Genomic DNA, 18120 nt, shown 5'->3' on the forward strand with positions numbered 1-18120 from the left:
AATCATTACCCCCATAGTTTCAAAGTGACGGCACCCGCCCGCAGATCCGGCGACCAGCCGATCAGGCGCAAGGCTTTGCCCGCCGCCAGACCGAAGCGCGGATGCTGCAGGGTCAGGCTGCAACCGAGTGACAGCTGACCCAGCTCGGCCGCCGTCAGTTGGGCTTCCAGTTGCCAGGTGCGACGCACCACGCTGTACAGCGCCAGCCGGCGCGCGGCCTCGGCTTCGGCATCCGCCCGCCGTCGCAGCAGCGTGGCCTGCGTCAGCTCGGCCGCCAGCGGGTGACGGGTTTTGACGGCCGCTGCCTGTAAGGTGGCTTTGCGCGTCGCCTCCTTGGCCCAGGTCTTCATCGCTTCGCTGGCGGCGCCGATCAGCTCGGCTTGCACCGTGTCGTTGCGGTCGTATTCCAGATTCAGCGTGTGGCAAGGCAGGCCGCGGTCGTCGTTGCCGCTGCCAATCAGCCGCAGCGAACCGGCGACGATCTGGGCCGGGCCCAGCGTCAGGATGGGATTGGCCGGGGCATCGAGCCGCCCCAGCCGGAACACATCGCGCCGGTCCGGCGCCACCCAGGCGCCAATCGAGCCCGCCAGCCGGTTGATCGCCTCCAGCGCCGTCAGCTCGTCAGCGACGTAGAGGCCGACCGGCGCCGGTTGCAGTGCATTCAGGGCGTCGACGTCGGCTTGGCTGATGTCGCCGGCCGCGATACCGGCCTCGCGCAGCACCTGCTGGATCAGGCTGGCGCAGCGGCTATCGGCGCTACGGGCATCAACGGTGATCTGTTGCGGGTTGCCACCGATGCGCAGATACGTCCCCGCTGGCGAAGACCAGACCCGGTAATGGCCAATCGCCGGTACCACCGTTTCGAGGTCGGCCTGACTGGTAGCGGGTGCATCGGCCAGCAGCTCACCGCCCTTGTCGCGCACGGCGCTCACCGTGGCGGCATGGCTGCATAGCAGATACAGGTTCTTGCTGGGGTTGACCCCTATCGGGCTGACGTTGGCGACTTCGCCATAAAGCCGGGGTTTGCGCCGGTCCTTCAGCTCGGCCCGGCCTTCGATGCCATTCGGCGCGGTATCGCTGCCCAGCAGCCGTTCGGCACACAAGGGCTGGTCCAGATCGACCAGCCGGTCCAGCACTTCCAGACTCAGCGTGTCGGTCTCGGCTTTCAGCCGCTCCATCCGGCAGCGGAAGGCCAGGCTGGCGGCAGCAAAGGGCTGGCGGGAATCGGCCAGATAGACCCGCAACGCCCGGCCGTCGATGGCGTGATCGAGCAGGCCATCCAGCCGGCCATCCGGGTTGACCAGCTTGAGCACGCCCCAGCCGATGCGGCTGGCGCCGTAGGTGGTGGCCTTGTCGAACAGGTTAGCTTCGAACGAAAAGGCTTCGGCCACTCGCGGTTCGAACCAGGCGGCCGGTGGGCTATCACTGGGCGCAGTCTGGAAACCGCCACCGGCGGCCCAGCGTTGCACCGTGGGCTGATTGGCGGCATCGAGGGTGTCGGCTTCAAATAACCAGACGGCGTTCATCGTCTATCCTCCTCGGCCGCTGCGGCCGTGCGTTGCAGATGACGGGTCTGCTGGCTGCGTTCAGCGGCTTCTTCGCGGTAGATGGCGGCAGCCTGACCCAGGCGGGCTTCGCTGGCATTGGCGCTGCGGGTGGCTTCGGCCTTGAGCTGGGCGACTTCGGCGCGGAGTTGGCGGATCTCGTTGATCAGGGCCGACGATTCGCTGCTGGCAGACTGGAAACGGCTCCAGTCAATCGAGACTGGAATGCTGCGACCATCCGGCAGCGGCACCACGGCTTCGGGGCCGGCTTCGCCGACGACCGAGGGTTCATGTGCGATGCCGCCCGTGGCCATCAGGCGGATGCCGTTGGCGCTGGCCAAGCCAACCAGATCGTCAGGGCTGATCTTTTGATGGGGATGGGCGCCATTCCAGAGCGCGGCCAGATCGCTGGCACGGTAGCCAAGGCCCATACCGGTCCTGATCGCCCCCAGCACATCGCCGTCGCGGGCTTGCTGGAGTATCGCGCCATCGCGCAGCGAGTCGCGGCCGGGGTGGGATGCCACCGGGGTAGCACCGGGAATCACCTCGCTCAGAATCTTGCGCAAGGACTCCGGCAGTTTTGTCACGGCCTGCGCAATCGCCCCACCCGCGCCGAGCGATTCGAGGACTTTGGCCTGGTCGTAACCGGTCTTGATCGCATTGAGCAGCTGGCCGTTGAGGTCGGTGCGCAAGGATTCAGCGCTCGACTTGAGGCCGCGTAACTCGGCCAGCGTGCGGTCACCATTACCGGCCAGATCTTTCAGCGCATCGGCCTGCCGTTCGGCCGCGCTGCGGGTATCGGCCCCCAGCGCCAGCAGCTCAGATTCCCGTCCACCGAACAGCGCGCCATAGCCCGCGGTATTGCCCCAGTAATCACGGCCCAGCTTGAGTTCGGTATCGATGGCCGATTGCAGCTTGCCACGGGCGTCGGCATCGCCGGCCTTGGCACGGGCAATCAACTGGTCGGCCTGGCGGGTGGCTTCGGCCAGCCGTTGCTGCAGCGATAGCGGCGACAGATCGCCGGTGCGCAGGCTGTTCACATAGTCGCCCAGCTGGGCGGCAAATTCGCGTTGCCGCTGCAACAGTTCCTTCTCGGCCGCATAACGCTCGTTCAACAGCTGCTGCACCGCCTGGGTGGCGCTGACGATGTCATCGGGGTTACCGCCCGCTTGGGCCGAAGCCAGGCTGGCGCGGGCGCCGAGCAGTTGCTCGTCGATCCAGCTGGTTTTCGTCCGCCGGCCGAGATCGATCTCGATCTGCGCCATATCGCTATCCAGCCCCTTGGCCAGCGCCTTGACGTTATCGAGCTGGCTATTGAGCGCCTGCACCAGTTCCAGTTGGCTGTCGAACTGGCTTTTTAGGGTGTCCAGATAAGCGGTCTTGGCCTCACCGGCCAGAATCACCGCCTGTTTCTGCTGGTCGTTGATACTGGCCCAATAGACACCGGCCGCCTGTTCCCAACTTTGGCCGGTCGATAGCAGCCATGCCTGCAAGCGGGCCGCGTCAGCGCCGAAGCTTTGCCACAAGCCGGTTTGCGTTTGCTCGTAACGGCCCCTGGCCAGATCGTGGTCGTACATCTGCACGCCGGCAGTGTTGCCCTGCGCGGCCGCCAGCCGGCGCCAGACGTCCACCCCCAGCGCATCAATACCGGCCTGCTGCAAGCGCTGCAGCTTGGCGATATTGGCTTCGGTCGCGCCGCCCAGCTCGATCAGCTTGCGCTGGCCGTCGTCGAACTTCTGATTGATCTCGGCCAGCCGCTGCGCCGCCTCGCTCTGGCCGATGCCGGCCAGCTGCTGGTTGAGGTCGCGCAGATAGTCGGCCAGGTCGTCGGCGCGTTGGGCCGCCTCGTCGGTGGCCTGGGCAGCCTCTTTCGTCTGGTCGCGGTCACGCCGCAGGCGTTCGGGGGTGTGGCGGTACAGACTGCTGCCAATCGGTTGCAGCGCCCGCTGGATCTGGTCGAGGGCGCCGGTGAATGCCGGGCTCTGCAGCAGCTCACCCATCACCTTGGCCACGGTGGTCGCCTGCTGGACCATGCTGTCAATCGAGGCCTGGCTGATGGCGGCGGTGACCGAGGTGCCGGCCAGCACCGCCTGCACGATGGGGTTGACCAGACCATGGGTGATGAGGTCGGTGATGTCGCCCAGCGCCCGATCCCGCATCGCCTGCTCGACCGAGGCCACCACCGTGTCAGCGAAGGCTTGGCCGGCGGCGCTGGCGTCAGCCGCTTGCAGGGCGTCGGTCAGCGCTGACTTGAGTGTGTCGGCCCCCAGACCCAGCGCCTTGGCCTGATCGGCCAGGGCGTCGAGGTAGGTCTGCTGGGCTTCGACCAGCGCCAGCAGGCCGGCAAACTGGCGACGGCCGGCCTCGGTGCTCAGATCCTGCGCCTGCACCAGCTGGCGGAAGCCGGCGGCGCTGGTCGGTAGCTGCTGGCCGAGCTCGGCATAGGCGGCACCGAGTTGCTGCTGCAGCACGGCGGCTTGCTGTTGCGCGGTCAGGAAGTGGTCCTGATAGCTGGCCAGCTGGCTCTGCAGGGTGTCGAGGCCCCCGGCCAGCGCTATCAGCTGTTCGCGCGCCGCCATACTGGCGAGGCCAACCGCGCCGAAGGCCAGTCTCGCATCGAGGCCGATGGCGGCCAGCGCGGCATCGGTCGCCTGCAGTTCAGCCACCAGCCGCACCATGGTTTCAAATGCGCCTTCGCCGGTCTGCTGGAACTGGGCCAGCCCCGGAATCAGGCTGTTGGCCATCTCGTCGCCAAGCTTGCCGAAGATCGCGGCGAACTGCTCTTCGATCTGTTTGCCGTTGAGGCCTTTCAGCGAGATATGGTCGAGGTTGAGGCGGAACGCCGCCAGCTGCTGCGTGAAGTCGGCGCCACGGGCACCGAGGGCTTTCGCGGCCAGGGTCACGCTATCGGCCATGCCCTGCACCACCAGCCCGAACTGGCGGCTGATGTCGTCGGACAGGGCAAACTGGCTTTCATTGGTGGAACGGCCCGTGGTCAGGCCAAGGAATTTTTTGGTGGTCTCGGTGCTGACATAGCCGCTGACATCGAGGCGCTGGCCTTGGGTCACGCCGCCCACCGTCTGACCGGGAGCGACCCGGATGCCGTTGTCGGTGACCTCGGTTTTGCTGCCGAACAGCTTGGCCACGAACGGCGCCACCGCGTTACCAAGGGTGGGACCCAGACTGGCGCCAAAGGCGGCAATCTTGCCCAGGCCACTGGTCTGGAAGGCGGTATCGACCAGCCCGGCTGGCGCCACCTGCAACTGGTTACGCACCGCCAGTGTCGCCACACCTTTGGCCGCCGCCTCCAGCGCCCGCAGGCTCTGCAGCATGCCCCGCTGCACGCCGAGTTGCTGGCCGGCAAGGTCTGCCATCAGTTCCAGACTCCGGGCCAGCGATTCGGACTTGGCGGTCGGGTCACCCAGCACCGAACCGGTGCCGGCGGCCTGCTGCCGCTGCTGGGCGATATCCGGCCCCGAACCACCGGCACCGCTGACCGCCACCCCAATCGCTGCCAGCATCGCCGCCACGGCGGCAAAGGCCGGGATATTGGCCGGGAACGGCGCAGTCAGCGCTGAAGCGAGGGCCGTGGTGCCATAAGCCTGTTGCTTGGTGCCCTCAAGCGCCAGCGTGGCCGGTACGGTGCTGGCGGTGGTGGTGAGCTTGGTGGTCTCGCCGGTGGCATGGGCAACGGTCAAGGCATTGGTGAAGGCCAGTTTCTTGACGAAGGCCTGCACCGCCATCGCCATTTCAAACAGCCGGAACGCCTTTTCGGCGGCAGCCAGTGCCTGATAGCCGCTGCTGCCTTCTTCGAAATAGCCCTTGGCGGCTGCGGTCAGGTCGCCATACATGCCAAGCTGGGCCCGGCTCTGCTCGGTGGCCGCGACCGACTGGGCCAGGGTTTTCGCCTTGGCCGAGCCTTGCTCGCGTGCCAGGGCAATCCCTTCGCGCTCATTGGCACGGATGTCGGCCAGACTCTTCTGGTAATCCGTCATCGCCGTCACCAGCCCACCCAAGGCCTTGCCACCGGTGCCAAAGGCGGAACTGAGGCTGCGGCTGATGCGCTGGCCGAGGTCGTCCCAGCTTTTGCCGATGTTGCGGGCGGCGTCGATGTAGTCGCGGTCGGCCTGGCGCAACTGTTCGGGCAGGGTGCTGGCGCCGGTCTTGTTGACGTTGCCGATCAGCCCCTGCACGGTTTTTTTCTGGTCCACCTTGCCGCTGCTGTTGGCGAGGACGTTCATCTTGTTGATCAGGTCCTGCAGCGCCGGCAGATAACGGCTGCGGATGGCCTGCTCGGCCTGCAGCAGATTCAGGCCACCCAATACGCTGCCATCAGGCCCGACGGCCAGCCGCAGCTGCTCGATTTCGCCCTGCATCTGCTGCAGGGCACTGTCAAAGCGCTGCTGGTCCTGTTCGAACGCGGCCGACAGCAACTGGCTCTGGCCAACGGCGGCATAGGCGGCCAGCAGATCATCGCGGCCATCGCGGGCGGCATCGGCCACCTTGCGGCCGTAGTCGCGCACAAATTGCTCCCCCGCCGCCGCCACCAGCTGGCCCTGATCCTTGAGGCTGGCTTCGCGTAGCTGGCTGAGCTCGGTCTGGCTGGCCTGTTCCAGCGTCAAGCGTTTGATGGCGCCATCCACTTCCAGCTTGCGCACGCCTTCCTGCAACCGCTCGGCCTCCGCCAGAAACTTGCTGGCCTCGACCGGCTTGCCGGCGGCCTGGGCGGCATCGGCCTTGATCCGCAGGAGGGCAGCCTGACCGCGCAGCGCCTCGCGTTGTTGCGCCAGCTGCTGGTCGAGATACTGCTTCTCGGACAGCAGCCCCTGCTTGTAACGCAGCTCCAGCCGGCTCTGGCTGGTTTTGAGCAGGTCCTGTTGCTGCTTATCCAGATTCTCCAGCTGCTGCAGATGGGCCTTGTAGGCCTCCTCCATCGCCTTGGCATGACCACGCAGATCCGGCGCCTGTGGCTTTGGCCGGCTGACCCCATAGCGCTGGTATTCGCGGTCTTCGACGGCGTTGCTGTCGAAGGAGCGGGCCGACAGCTCGCTGCCGAGCTTGAGCGCCGCTTCCGCCTGGGCAGCCTTTTCCAGTTTGGCCTCGAACTGCGCCAGCAGGGTCTGCCGCTCACCGAGCGCCACCGCCCATTGCTGGTTGGCGGTCTGCAGGGCCTTTACCCGCTGTGCCTCGGTTACTTCCATTAAGGTGGTCAGGTGGTCATTGACGCCGATCAGCTCGGTGGCCCACCGCAGGTGATGCGGCAACAGCGAGATCAGATCGCGGACGACACCCTGGACTGCTGTCTGGATTTCCAGAAACACCACCTGGAACGATTGGCCAACGGCCTTGACCACTTCGACCAACACCAGCAGCACATCGGCGAGTACCATGACGCCCCGCCCCAGATCGTTGAACAGTTCGCGCAGATTGCTGGCGCCCTGCAGGCCATCGAGCTGCTGCCGCAGGCTGCCGGTGGCACTCAGGTTGTCGAGCAGCACGGCATTGAAGGCGGTCAGCGCCGGCAGCAACTCGCCACCGATCCGCACCGCCAGGCCCCGGCTCGCCAGTTCCAGCTTGTCGAGCTGGTCATTGAAGTCGCCGGCCTGGCTGATGGTCTCGCCGCTGAAGCTGATCCCCAGCGACTGGGCTTCGGCGGTCAGGGCCTGGATGCCGTCGGCACCCCGGTTGAGAAAGGGAATCAGATCTTCGCCACTCTTGCCGAAGATCTGCATGGCCAGCGCCGACTTGCGGGCGCCGTCCTGATAGCCGGCGAATTTGTCAGCGAGCTGGAGCAGCAGCTGATCGGTCGGCCGCAACTGGCCGCCGGCATCGCGGGTCGCTATGCCCAGGGTGCGGAAGGTGGCGGCCAGATCGCTGCCGGGGTCGTCGATCTCGGCCAGATTCTTGGCCAGCCCGCGCAAACCGCCGCGCAGGCCATCAAGGCTGGTATCGGACAGGATGGCGGCGTAGTCGAGGGCGGACAGCCGGTCGGCGGCAATGCCGGTGCGTTCAGCCAGATCGTTGAGGCTGTCGGCGGCATCGATCGCGCTCTTGATCCAGCTGGCGAAGCTGCTGGCAGTCAGCACGGCAACCAGCCCGAGCAGGCCGTTCTTGACCGTTTCAAAGCGGCTGTTGAGTTGATCGGCGGCATCACGCAACCCGCTCAGTTCGGCACGGGCCCGCTCGAAGGCGGCCTGGGTCTTGTCCTGCGCGGTCAGCAGGATATTGATCTGGGGGGCATTACTCATGCGGCCGCTCCTTGTCTCGTTCGGCCTGCCAGGCCAGCCAGACGGCATCGCAGGCGCGGATCATCTGCAGCAGGAAGGGACGGTCGGCGGCATCGAAGCCCAGCAGCTCGGCGTAGGCGAGGATTTCACTGACCGGGATCGGCGCCGGGCCCCAGCCGGCGGGCCGGCTCGGGCTCAGATCATGGAAGGCCTGCCACCAGCGCAGACTGTCCGGCTGCAGCTCGGGTTGGGCGGACAGGGCGGCGGGACACTGGCCGGTTTCGGCCTCGACTGCCTGCAGCAGCGCCTGCTGCGCGCCCCACTCCAGCCACCAGCGCAGGCAGTCACTCAGTTTTTTACGGTGGCCTGTTCCTGCTCGTAGTCGAAGTTGGCCTTGTCCACCGCCTGTTTCAGGATGAAATCAGCGAAGTCTTCATGCTGTTCCAGCAGTTGGCGGGCCGCCTCGCGGCTGTAGGCGACGGTCTTGCCGTCGATCTGCAGCGCATCCCAGTCGAGCAGCACGGTTTCGGCCAGGCATTGCGCCAGCAGCTGGTGGCGCAGTTCGGGACTGGCACTGCCGTTGTCGAACTGGCGTTTGTACGGCGCCTGCAGTTTTTCAGCGCGGGCGCGGGCCTGGTGGCCATAACGGGCGATCAGATAGCGGGCGCCCGAGGCATCGGGCTCGGTCCAGACGCCTTGCGCCTTGGCCGGGTCGGTCATGTACAGCTTCTTGAAGTCCATGGGCTGTCCTTTGGGGGGTTTTTGAGGGTTTAGATGCCGCAACGGTCGAGCAGCACGGTCTTGCCGCTGCGCGGGTCCATGTAGGCGGTGAATTCAATTTTGGCCATGCAGAATTCATTGATCTTGCCGGCGGTCAGCGAGAACTTGCTGATCTGGCCGTTCGGCAGCTGGAAGGCGTAGCCGTTGCCGTTGACGTCCTCCAGCCGGAAGGCGAAGCCGGTTTCCTCATCGAAGTCGTGCTTGCGCTTGAGGCGGGCGGCGCCTTCGTTGAAATAGGCTTCGAAGCTGAACAGCACCGCCAGGGTGCCGGGGGCGATATCGACATTGCCCAGGGTGCCGCAGGCGGTGGCGGTCTGGGCGGCATTGTCGAGGCTGAGGCTGAACGATTTGATCTGGCAGGCCAGCGGCTGGCCGGCCTCGCGCAGATCGCGCAGGCTGCGCACGCCATTGGTCAGCGGGTGGGTCTGGCTCGGCTGGCGGTTGCCGGGCAGCTGGCTGCCGCTCTGGCTGGCTTCGCTCAGGCCGATGAAGTCGAAGCTGCCGGTGATCTTGCTCTGGCTGTCACATTGCAGGCTGAGCTTGTTGGGGTAGCAACCGCGATAGACCGTGCAATGGCCGGTGTCGCCATGCTGGCGTTCGATACTGAAGAAGCGCGGGGTGACCCCATTGACCAGACGGCTGCTTTGCACACTGACGCCGGCGGTGGCGGCTTCGGGCTTGAAACTGTTGTCAGCAAAGCTGAGGGCGGCACCGCTGGATTTGTCGAGGATCTGGAACCAGCCATTGTTCTCGGCCTGGCTGGCGCCGCTGATCTTTATCCACTGCCCGGCCACCAGTCCGGCAAACGGCGTGCCGCCACCGGCGGTCAGGCCATTGGCGCTGAAGGTGGCGGTGATGCTGGCGGTGGTCTCGACCCAGTTGCTGCCGAACAGGCCCCGCAGCAGGGCATCGTATTCGCGGTAGGACCATTCGATATTGATGCCGCCACGCGGATCGACCGAGGTGGTGGTCATGCCACTGATCTGGCGGTCGTCGCGGATCTCTTCCGACTGGGTCTTGCCGCGGTTGGCTTCCAGCGATTCGCCGGTAAAGCGCAGGGCGGCATGGTGACCACTATTGGGGGTCTGGCCGGGGATGGTTTCTTCGACCAGACCGAGGGTGACGCGACTGCTCGATGCAAAACTCATGGCAATTTCCTTGGATTAAATAATGCGGTCTGGCGCATCGGCGTAGACGCTGTAGCTGACATGGCAGATCAGCTGCAGGGTGCCGAGCGGCATTTCCAGCGATTCGTCAATCCCGGCCTGCACGCTGACCGGCAGCAGGCCGGCCGGCAAGCGGCCGCCAAGACTGCCGGCGGCGACCAGCGCCTGTTCCAGCTGCAGCAGGGCTTCGGCCAGCTGCTGGTCGAGATTCGGCAGATCGGCCTTGGCGACGATGCGCAGGATGATTTCGAGGGTGCGTTGCTGCAGGGCCGAGGGCTCGCCGGGGCCGCTGGCAATCAGCTCATCGCCACAGGCCACCAGCAGGCACGGGCCGCCGAGCCGGGCCGGATCGACAGCCCGAACCCGGCTGGGGTAGACCCGTGGGCCAAAGGCGGCCACCTGCAGATAGGGCAACAGCGCCTGCCGGATCTGTTCACGGGCGTGCATGGTTATTCCACCCGCAGCAGGTGGCGCCAGCCGGCGCCATCGACTTCGCAGCGCAGCACTTCCGCCCGCAACAAGGGCTGCTGATCGGCCCGGTAGAAGGTCAGAATGGCGCCTTCGCGCAGGGCGTCGGCACTGCGGAACTGTGGCTGATAGCCGGCGCCATAGCCGAGGGCATCAGCTGGCTGGGCCTCGTATATGCCCCAGACCGGTTGGCCATTCAGGTCGGCGTAGACGTCAGTCAGCCCTTCGCCGCTACGGGCCAGCCGCTGTTGCAGGCGGGCCCAGTCAGCCATTGAGGCAAAGCTCGGCACTGCTGCTGCCGGCAGCGGCTGGCGCGAACGCATAGCCGGCCAGGGTGTTACCGCTGGCGGTGCTGGTCAGCTGGCGGTTGCTGGCATTCCAGTACAGCAGATCGCCCTGGCTCACGGCGTCAGCCGGATTCTTCGGCAGCAGGAACACCCCCTGCATCTGCACCGCCCCCAACTGATTGACGGCGATGTCGCCGAGGGCGACGCCGAGCCGCTTGCCGAGGACGACCACCTCACCGGAACGGATCGGGCTGCTGGCCCGCACGTCCATCACCTGGCCGGATTTGACGAAGTTACGTGCCATACGGTCTCTCCTTAGGCAGTCGGGGTCATGGTGGCGCCGCGGTAGTCGATGGCGGCCACGCCGTAATCGAGCCGCACCTTGTAGCGGGCGCCGTCGATGCTGAAGCCGTTTTCCAGCTCCAGATACGGCGTGTCGTTGCCATCGAGGAAGGCAACTTCCAGCACCGGGGCTTCGTTCGGGTCGGCGAAGGCATACCAGGCCGAAGTCAGGCGCGGCGTATCGACCAGATCGGCAAACAGGCCGCGCACCTTGTTCGGCCGTTGCAGCTTGTTGGCGCTATCGGGGTCGTATTCGGCGCCGTTGATCACCCGCGCCTCGCCCCCGAGTCCGATCGGCCCCAGCCAGATCGCCGGGCGCAGATCGAGGTAGTCGTGTTTCGACACGTCCATTTGCTGCGCCATCAACACTCTGGCGGCCTCAAACGCCGCCACACTGGGCGCGGCGGCACTGGCCAGATTGCCGTGGGCGGCGCTGAACAGCGGCTGGCCGTCATCGAGCACGGGATTGCTCTGCAGCAGCGCGTAGACATCGGTTTCGAGGGTGCGGCGCGCCGAGCGGCCCATCATCGCCGCCAGCCCGACAAAGGCTTCCAGATCGTCATTGATCACCATCTGCCGCGACAGGCTGACCAGATAGCCCTTGGTGTCGGCGGCGATGCGGCTGCGCTCGCCATCAGGAATCGCCTGACTGGCGAATTCGCCCAGCTCGGTCAGCGGCGCCAGATTGCCGAGGCTGCCAAGGCGATAGCGCTTGTGTTCGCGGAAATCGCTGACCGTACCGCGCCGGCAGAAGCGGCTCCAGGTATCGCCAGCGGTGGCATAGCTGTTCTGCAGCGCCTTGTGCAGGGTGTTTTCCAGCAGGACGGGAAAGTCGCTGCTGGACTGGGTAAAAGCGGCGGCCACCAGCGCCATCTTGTCGAGGCCTTCGACCCGATGACCGGCGCGTTGCAGCGAGGCCCGCGCCAGATCGAGCAGGCTGAGGCCGCGGCAAGGATTGGCGCCATCGGCGCGGATCGGTCGCCCGTCAGCGCTACGCAAGCCGGCGCGTGCCAGCAGGGACTCGCTGGCAGCGGCGCGCCATTGGTCGGTCTCATCGGCCACCGTCTGCACCCTGCCACCGGCTACCGGGGCCGCGCCCTGGGCCAGATGCGCCAGCAATTGCTGGGCCGCCGCCTGCGGGCTGCACTCGGGGTCGGCTTCGCAACGGGCCTGCAGGCCGGCAACGCCTTCCTGTGACTGGAAATGGGCAAAGTTGGTCTGGATCGCCCGCCGGCGGAGCTGTTCCTGCCGCAAGGTATCGGCCCGGATCGCAGCAGCTTCCGCAGCGGTGGGGGCTACAGGTGTCGAGGGGGTGGCCGGTTCGGTGGCGGGTGCGGCCGTCGCGGCTTGGGGCCGGGACGCGGTCAGGTTGAGCGAGTGAGGCGGCGGAAAGCGCTGCTGCCAGTCTGCCGCCGCCGCAATCGGTGCCGGCAAGGCGGCCATGGTCTGGTCGATAAAACCGAAGGCTTGCGCCTCGCTGGCGGAATACCAGTGGTCCACCCCATCGCATAACAGGGCCAGGCAATCGTCGGTCGATTTGCCGGTCTTGCTGGCGTAGCTCACCGCCATCGCCTGCGCCCAGGTATCGAGCAGATCGGCATAGTCGCGCAGGGCGGTGCTATTGCCAGTGGTGGAGCCCCAGGGCGCATGCACCATCAGCAGCGCGTTATCGGCCATCTCGACCGTATCGCCCGCCATGGCAATCAGACTGGCGATACTGGCTGCGACGCCATCAATGCAGACGGTCACCTGCGCCGGGTGACGACGGATGGCGTTATAGATCGCCAGCCCATCCGGCACCGACCCGCCGAAGCTGTTGAGCCTGACTGTCAGCTGATCGACATCCAGTGCCGCCAGCTCGCGCACGAACTGCGCGGCGGTGACCGATTCGCCGTACCAGCTCTCGCCAATATCCCCATAGATAAAGATCTCGGCAGACCGTGCCGCTGCCCGCGGCCGGATCAGAAACACCTCGCCCGCCCGCGCGACGGCGGCAACGGGGCGGCTTGCATAGGCAGCCATGACTTGCGGCATTGCAGACTCCAGATGGCAGGGAAATGCCAGCAGTCTGCCGGGGTAGGCGTCCGGTTTTCAGGAGGGAGGTGGACTTTGCTGGATTAGGCTAGTCCAGCGTGAGGTAGTTGATGATTGTCAGACATGATGCGCGATAAATGATTTAAAATTAAGGGTTTGTGTCTGTCAGTTTCATCGCGTGTGTAGCCATCCCACCTCGGCAATGCCGAGGTTTCCAAGCCGAAAGGAATCTCGTATGACTCACTCCGCCTGGCGCCGAAGCGCCTTCCGGAACCTTATTGCCACCATCAGCCTGAGCTGCGCCACTTTACTTGGCGCCACGGTGGCTTCTGCCGAACAGAATAGCTGGACTCAGGGGGCTTGGCCGGAAGGGAGTTATATACACAACCTGACCGTGGACAGGAATGGTACGTTGTATGCTTCAAGTGGAGGTCAAATATACAGAAGTATGGATGGTGCCAGCAGCTGGACCTTAATTAATCCCAAGCAGGAGAATACATATAGCCATGGGCTTGAGCTAGATGCAGATGGTAATCTATATTCTCTGCTGAACGGGCGACTTTACCAAATTAAAGACAAAGAAGAAAACCCGCGACCAATTTCAGAAGGGGTTAATTCATTTGTGATCGATAAGTTACGCAACTACATTTATTATACTTCAGCGTACGGTTCAGATGTTTTCAGAAAGAAACCCGGGGAAAAGTCTTGGGTATCTGTAGGTATAGATATATTACCCAAAGATGTCAGTTACATCATAAGCATTAATTCTCGTGGTGTGATTTATTTAAATTCAACGCATAGTTCAACCATTTACCGCAGTGAAGATGCTGGCAATAATTGGGTGCCCTATAAAATTAGCAATTCAACTGGAACAAGACGTATTAGTTCTCTTGTACATGGAGTTGGAGATGTTTTGTACGCCAATGTCTGGCCGGAAGGGCTCTACAAAAGCAGTAATCATGGCATTAGCTGGTCAGAAGTAACACATAATATCTGGGACTCGCAAAGGGAATTCGCTCCTTATGCTTTGGCAGTTGATGCAAATGGCGCCTTGTATGCCAGAGCCGGCCCTCGCATATATAAGACTCGAAATGACGGAGAAAGTTGGGAGCCTGCCAACAATGGGCTAGCAGCAAGCGCATATGGCATTGAATTCGTATTTTCTCCGGATGGGAATTCATATGCCAAAACCAGTGCTGGTGTTTTTAAGAGTACCGATAGTGGTGAAAATTGGATCTTGTCTAGCAAAGGTCAAGAGCGGCTGTCGGCATCTGCGATAGCCTTCACTGATGAGTATGCATATGCCGCCACAGAAGCTGGTATTTTTCGTAGTGCCGATAACGGAAAAAAATGGCAACCATTTAATAATGGATTATCAAATCAAGTTGTTAATTCAATATATGCCGATAGCAAATACAACCTTTACGCAGGGACTTGCAATGGGGTATTTGAATTAAAATATAAATCTGATAGATGGGTGCATATAAGTGGCTATCTGTACACCAGCCCTATTGATTTGTCTTGCATATATTCAATTGCAAAAGATGGTTATGGCCGTCTATTTGCCGGCTCGGAACGTGGGATTTTCAGAAGCAGCAACGGCAATTCAAACTTTGTATATACACATACACAGTCCTCTGGTCATGTCGCCTCAATTGTGATTGATGCAAAAGGTTATTTATTAATTACTGACGACAGCGGGGGCTATAACTCATATTACAGTAGCGATCACGGCGATCATTGGCAGCAGTGGATACATTCCGCAAAAGCGTATAACTTAGATTCCCACGGAAATATTTATAGCATAAAGCAGCATAAGATATTAAAAAGCTCTGATTCTGGCCATTCCTGGGAAGATGTTACTGAATTTCCGATATACCCTAACGGGCTTGATCGCCTATATATTGATCCCAGCGATAATTTATTCACCTACTTTAAGGGAGGAGTCTACAGCGACCAATTGGAAAGTGGGGTATATCGTAGTAGAGATGGTGGTCGCAGCTGGGCACCTTATGGCACGGGCTTAACCGGTAAGACGGTTTACTCCCTCACCAAGAATGAAAGTGGCACTCTGTTCGCCGCCACCGATCAAGGGGTATTCCAGATCGCCCCCAGCCCGCTCAAACCGTTCAGCATTGAGGCGACTGTCGGTGGCTCGGCAAGCAAGCCTACTTTGACCGCCCAGGTTAGTGCCGATAGTGAAGATGCCAGCCAGTCCGGCAATCTGTATGTGGCGGCAGCCAACGATCGTTATGCCTTCATGCTCGGCCCCAAGGGCTGGACGGCCTTTGATCCGCTGAACCCGGCTGCTTATGCGCCTGTTACCTTGGGTAGCCATACCATCCCGATTCTGGACGGCAAGCTGGATGTCTCTGCTTACAAAGGCATGAAGATCTATGCCGGTTATGGCCGTAGCCCGGCGGATCTGATCCAGAACCAGAAGTACAAGCACATCTACACCGTGCAGTAAGCACTGCATACTGAAACGAAGCCCGTGATTGCATCAGCATCACGGGCTTCGTTTTTTGTGGCGGCGACATACTGCGGGCCCAGCCAGTGCCACCGTCACCGAATCGCCATCCCTGCGCTCGCCAATATCACCGTAAAGACCTCCGCCGACCGCGCGAGGGCACGGGGATGGATAGAGGAAGGAAAAAGCGCTGCCGACATGACCGACTCCAGGCCAAAAATGCCGGCAGTCTGCCGGGGTGGGTGCCCGGTTTTTAGGAGGGAGGTGGACTTTGCTGGATTAGGCTAGCCCAGCATGGGGTAGTTGATGATTGTCAGACATAAAGCGCAGTAAATGATTTAAAATTAAGGGTTTGTGTCTGTCAGACTCATCGCGTGTGTAGCCAACCCACCTCGGTAATGCCGAGGTTTCCAAGCCGAAAGAATCTCGTATGCACCCTCCTTGATCAACGGTTTTGTATTCAGTCTAAAATGATCAATGAACAGAACTGATTGCCGTTTTTAAAACCAGGCCAATGAATATAAATTGGCGAGAAAATCGACATGAAAAAATCTATTTTTTTGGAAACATTTAGAGAATGTTATTTGCATTGGTGTCTTGTCTTGACGCTGCTTTTAAGTACAGGCGTAGTGCACGCTGGGGTTGGCAATTGGAGGCAGCCGTGGCTGGTGGGGGAGCCGGTGAATGCACTAATAATAGATCGCAATGGCGATTTGATTGCAGGCACAAGACTAAATGGAATTTATATCAGCAAAGATGGCGGGGAAAACTGGAACCCATCCAATAATGGATTGGAGAATTTTAATATTAGATCTTTATTTAAAATAAATAATGGGGATATTTTTGCAGTAACAGGGGGGGATAAGGTATATAGAAGCTTCAACAATGGCGTCAGCTGGTCTCTTGTCTCATTTTCATCTAGAGTTAATGCCATAACATCGGATTTAGTCGGTGGCTTGTATTTCGGCACCGAAGACAAAGGACTATTTAAAAGCAATGATAATGGAAATACCTGGTTCTCAGTTAGTGTCGATTTGCAAAATAAAAACATCAGCTCACTGATTTTGGATTCTTCGGGTGATATTTATGCAGCAGGAAATCGTGAAATAGTAAGAAGTAGCGATCATGGAAAAAACTGGATCAAGGTTAGTAGTAATTTTAAAGGCTATGGAATTTACCAAATGGCAAGCGATGGGAAAGGTAATTTATATGTTGGTGCAATAAATGGGCTTTACAAGAGTGGGGATAAAGGCAATAGTTGGACATGGTTGCGTAATTTAGGTGATGAAATTAGAGATCTAGTAATTGATTCAAATGACACCTTGTATGTTACTGAGGGCAGCGCTCTTTCAACCGATGGTATCCATAGGAGCTTTGATTATGGGGCGACATGGACACAAATTAAAGACACCACGAATTTACATGGGGCAGTAGCGCTAGTAGTAGATAAAGAAAATAGACTCTACTCTTACATTGAAAGTTCTGGAATTTTCAAAAGCAATGACAATGGAAATAACTGGAATAGAGATAAAGGGATTAATCTCGACCGTACAGCGAAATTATTTGATGATAGTTATGGAAATTTATTTATTACCTCAAGCAGTAAATTATACAAGAGTAGTGACGGCGGGTTAAGCTGGGTGCATTTTAAAAACTTTATCCATGAATTCTATGAAGATGCATTGGTTGTCAATTCGGCCCATGGGCTTTTTGTTGGATTAAATTCAACAAAAACCATTTATAGGAGTGTGGATGATGGCAAAAGCTGGGAAGAATACCAGAAAGCTCCCTCGCACTTTAATTTAAACTCACTTCTTATGGATAAAAAGGGTAATTTATTTGCAATAACAAATTTGGGGATTTATAAGTCCGCCATTGGCCAAAGAGATTGGAATTTAATTTCCCCAATGCGCACCTATTACACAGCTTTTATTTCTGACAATGGAAATACTATAGCAGCAATCGGGTACAATTCCTGGTCAGACAATCACTTCATAGCAATGACTGTCGATGGAGGCGCAACATGGGGCAATCCATATATGTTTAGCGAATGCGGAGCCATCTCAGTCATTACTATGAATTCCCAAGGAGATATTTTTGCTGGAACGCAACATTGCGGAATTCTTAGAAGGGAAGCTAAATATAATCACGATTACTGGAACGTAATGCTTCCTGGGAAAAATATAACATCTTTAACGCTGGGTGCGAAAGGAAGCATGTACGCAGGCACAAATGGCAATGGAGTGTGGGCAAGTAATGATGGATTAAGCTGGTTGCAATTTAGTGCCGGCCTAGGGGAGCTTAATGTCAATAGTTTGCTGATAGATAAAAAGGGTACTCTATATGCACTTTCATCCTCAAAAATAAATTTTACGCACAATATTTATTCCAATCACTCCGCCAATAATGCAGAATTTGAAATTAAGTCTGCAGTGGACGGCACCGGAACTAATCCGGTTCTTGCTGCAAACATTAAGGTTGGGGAGCGTGATGAGGGGATGCCGGGCTTTCTTTATATTGTTGCATCCTACGGGTCTGAGTTAATTCAACTCAGTGCAGCGGGTTGGATTCCTTTAAAAGGGAATGAACTGATTCCCTATATGTCAGTTACTCTCGGCTCTCATGCTTTATCTCTGCTAAATGGGGACTTGGATGTCTCTGCTTACAAAGGCATGAAGATCTATGCCGGTTATGGCCGTAGCCCGGCGGATCTGATCCAGAACCAGAAGTACAAGCACATCTACACCGTGCAGTAAGCACTACATACTGAAACGAAGCCCGTGATTGCATCAGCATCACGGG

11 protein-coding genes are annotated in these 18120 nt (G+C 59.9%); 2 read left to right on the forward strand and 9 right to left on the reverse strand.

Features of this window, described 5'->3' with window-relative positions:
- Positions 1-5 precede the first annotated feature (5 nt).
- The 9 genes from PZA18_RS08805 to PZA18_RS08845 are packed head-to-tail and all read right to left on the reverse strand — an operon-like array spanning position 6 to position 12848.
- Positions 6-1526, reverse strand: coding sequence for a hypothetical protein (locus PZA18_RS08805; protein WP_284100456.1), 1521 nt, complete (start codon positions 1524-1526; stop codon positions 6-8).
- On the reverse strand, positions 1523-7792 hold the full coding sequence (locus PZA18_RS08810; protein ID WP_284100457.1) for a hypothetical protein: 6270 nt from the start codon (positions 7790-7792) through the stop codon (positions 1523-1525). The genes PZA18_RS08805 and PZA18_RS08810 overlap by 4 nt, the downstream gene beginning before the upstream one ends.
- Complete coding sequence (locus tag PZA18_RS25755) at positions 7785-8123, reverse strand: phage tail assembly chaperone (RefSeq protein ID WP_456238570.1); 339 nt, start codon at positions 8121-8123, stop codon at positions 7785-7787. Before PZA18_RS25755 ends, PZA18_RS08810 begins: the two co-directional genes overlap by 8 nt.
- The gene (locus tag PZA18_RS08820) at positions 8120-8512 is read right to left on the reverse strand and encodes a hypothetical protein (protein ID WP_284100459.1); all 393 of its coding nucleotides are present in this window, start codon (positions 8510-8512) and stop codon (positions 8120-8122) included. Before PZA18_RS08820 ends, PZA18_RS25755 begins: the two co-directional genes overlap by 4 nt.
- A 29-nt stretch (positions 8513-8541) precedes the next feature.
- Entirely contained in the window at positions 8542-9699 is a 1158-nt protein-coding gene (locus PZA18_RS08825; RefSeq protein ID WP_284100460.1) for a phage tail tube protein, read from the reverse strand.
- A gap of 15 nt (positions 9700-9714) precedes the next feature.
- Entirely contained in the window at positions 9715-10164 is a 450-nt protein-coding gene (locus tag PZA18_RS08830; RefSeq protein WP_284100461.1) for a hypothetical protein, read from the reverse strand.
- 2 nt (positions 10165-10166) lie between these two features.
- Positions 10167-10457: a hypothetical protein gene (locus PZA18_RS08835; protein WP_284100462.1), complete on the reverse strand. Its 291-nt coding sequence runs from the start codon at positions 10455-10457 to the stop codon at positions 10167-10169.
- Complete coding sequence (locus PZA18_RS08840; RefSeq protein WP_284100463.1) at positions 10450-10776, reverse strand: DUF2190 family protein; 327 nt, start codon at positions 10774-10776, stop codon at positions 10450-10452. The genes PZA18_RS08835 and PZA18_RS08840 overlap by 8 nt, the downstream gene beginning before the upstream one ends.
- A gap of 11 nt (positions 10777-10787) precedes the next feature.
- Entirely contained in the window at positions 10788-12848 is a 2061-nt protein-coding gene (locus tag PZA18_RS08845; RefSeq protein WP_284100464.1) for a ClpP-like prohead protease/major capsid protein fusion protein, read from the reverse strand.
- Positions 12849-13083: 235 nt separating this feature from the next.
- Between PZA18_RS08845 and PZA18_RS08850 the strand changes: the two genes are divergently transcribed.
- Together PZA18_RS08850 and PZA18_RS08855 are read left to right on the forward strand one after the other, a co-directional pair.
- Entirely contained in the window at positions 13084-15318 is a 2235-nt protein-coding gene (locus PZA18_RS08850) for a beta propeller repeat protein (RefSeq protein WP_284100465.1), read from the forward strand.
- A 542-nt stretch (positions 15319-15860) separates the two neighbouring features.
- Positions 15861-18074: a hypothetical protein gene (locus PZA18_RS08855; protein WP_284100466.1), complete on the forward strand. Its 2214-nt coding sequence runs from the start codon at positions 15861-15863 to the stop codon at positions 18072-18074.
- Positions 18075-18120: the final 46 nt, after the last annotated feature.

Source organism: Parachitinimonas caeni (assembly GCF_030129945.1).
Lineage (GTDB): Bacteria > Pseudomonadota > Gammaproteobacteria > Burkholderiales > Chitinimonadaceae > Parachitinimonas > Parachitinimonas caeni.

Excerpts from the sequence above, each read along its gene's own strand:
- PZA18_RS08840 (WP_284100463.1), bottom strand. The coding sequence starts at position 10,776 with ATGGCACGTAACTTCGTCAAATCCGGCCAGGTGATGGACGTGCGGGCC.
- PZA18_RS08850 (WP_284100465.1), top strand. The coding sequence starts at position 13,084 with ATGACTCACTCCGCCTGGCGCCGAAGCGCCTTCCGGAACCTTATTGCC.
- PZA18_RS08855 (WP_284100466.1), top strand. The coding sequence starts at position 15,861 with ATGAAAAAATCTATTTTTTTGGAAACATTTAGAGAATGTTATTTGCAT.
- PZA18_RS08845 (WP_284100464.1), bottom strand. The coding sequence starts at position 12,848 with ATGCCGCAAGTCATGGCTGCCTATGCAAGCCGCCCCGTTGCCGCCGTC.
- PZA18_RS08825 (WP_284100460.1), bottom strand. The coding sequence starts at position 9,699 with ATGAGTTTTGCATCGAGCAGTCGCGTCACCCTCGGTCTGGTCGAAGAA.
- PZA18_RS08810 (WP_284100457.1), bottom strand. The coding sequence starts at position 7,792 with ATGAGTAATGCCCCCCAGATCAATATCCTGCTGACCGCGCAGGACAAG.
- PZA18_RS08830 (WP_284100461.1), bottom strand. The coding sequence starts at position 10,164 with ATGCACGCCCGTGAACAGATCCGGCAGGCGCTGTTGCCCTATCTGCAG.
- PZA18_RS08805 (WP_284100456.1), bottom strand. The coding sequence starts at position 1,526 with ATGAACGCCGTCTGGTTATTTGAAGCCGACACCCTCGATGCCGCCAAT.
- PZA18_RS08820 (WP_284100459.1), bottom strand. The coding sequence starts at position 8,512 with ATGGACTTCAAGAAGCTGTACATGACCGACCCGGCCAAGGCGCAAGGC.
- PZA18_RS08835 (WP_284100462.1), bottom strand. The coding sequence starts at position 10,457 with ATGGCTGACTGGGCCCGCCTGCAACAGCGGCTGGCCCGTAGCGGCGAA.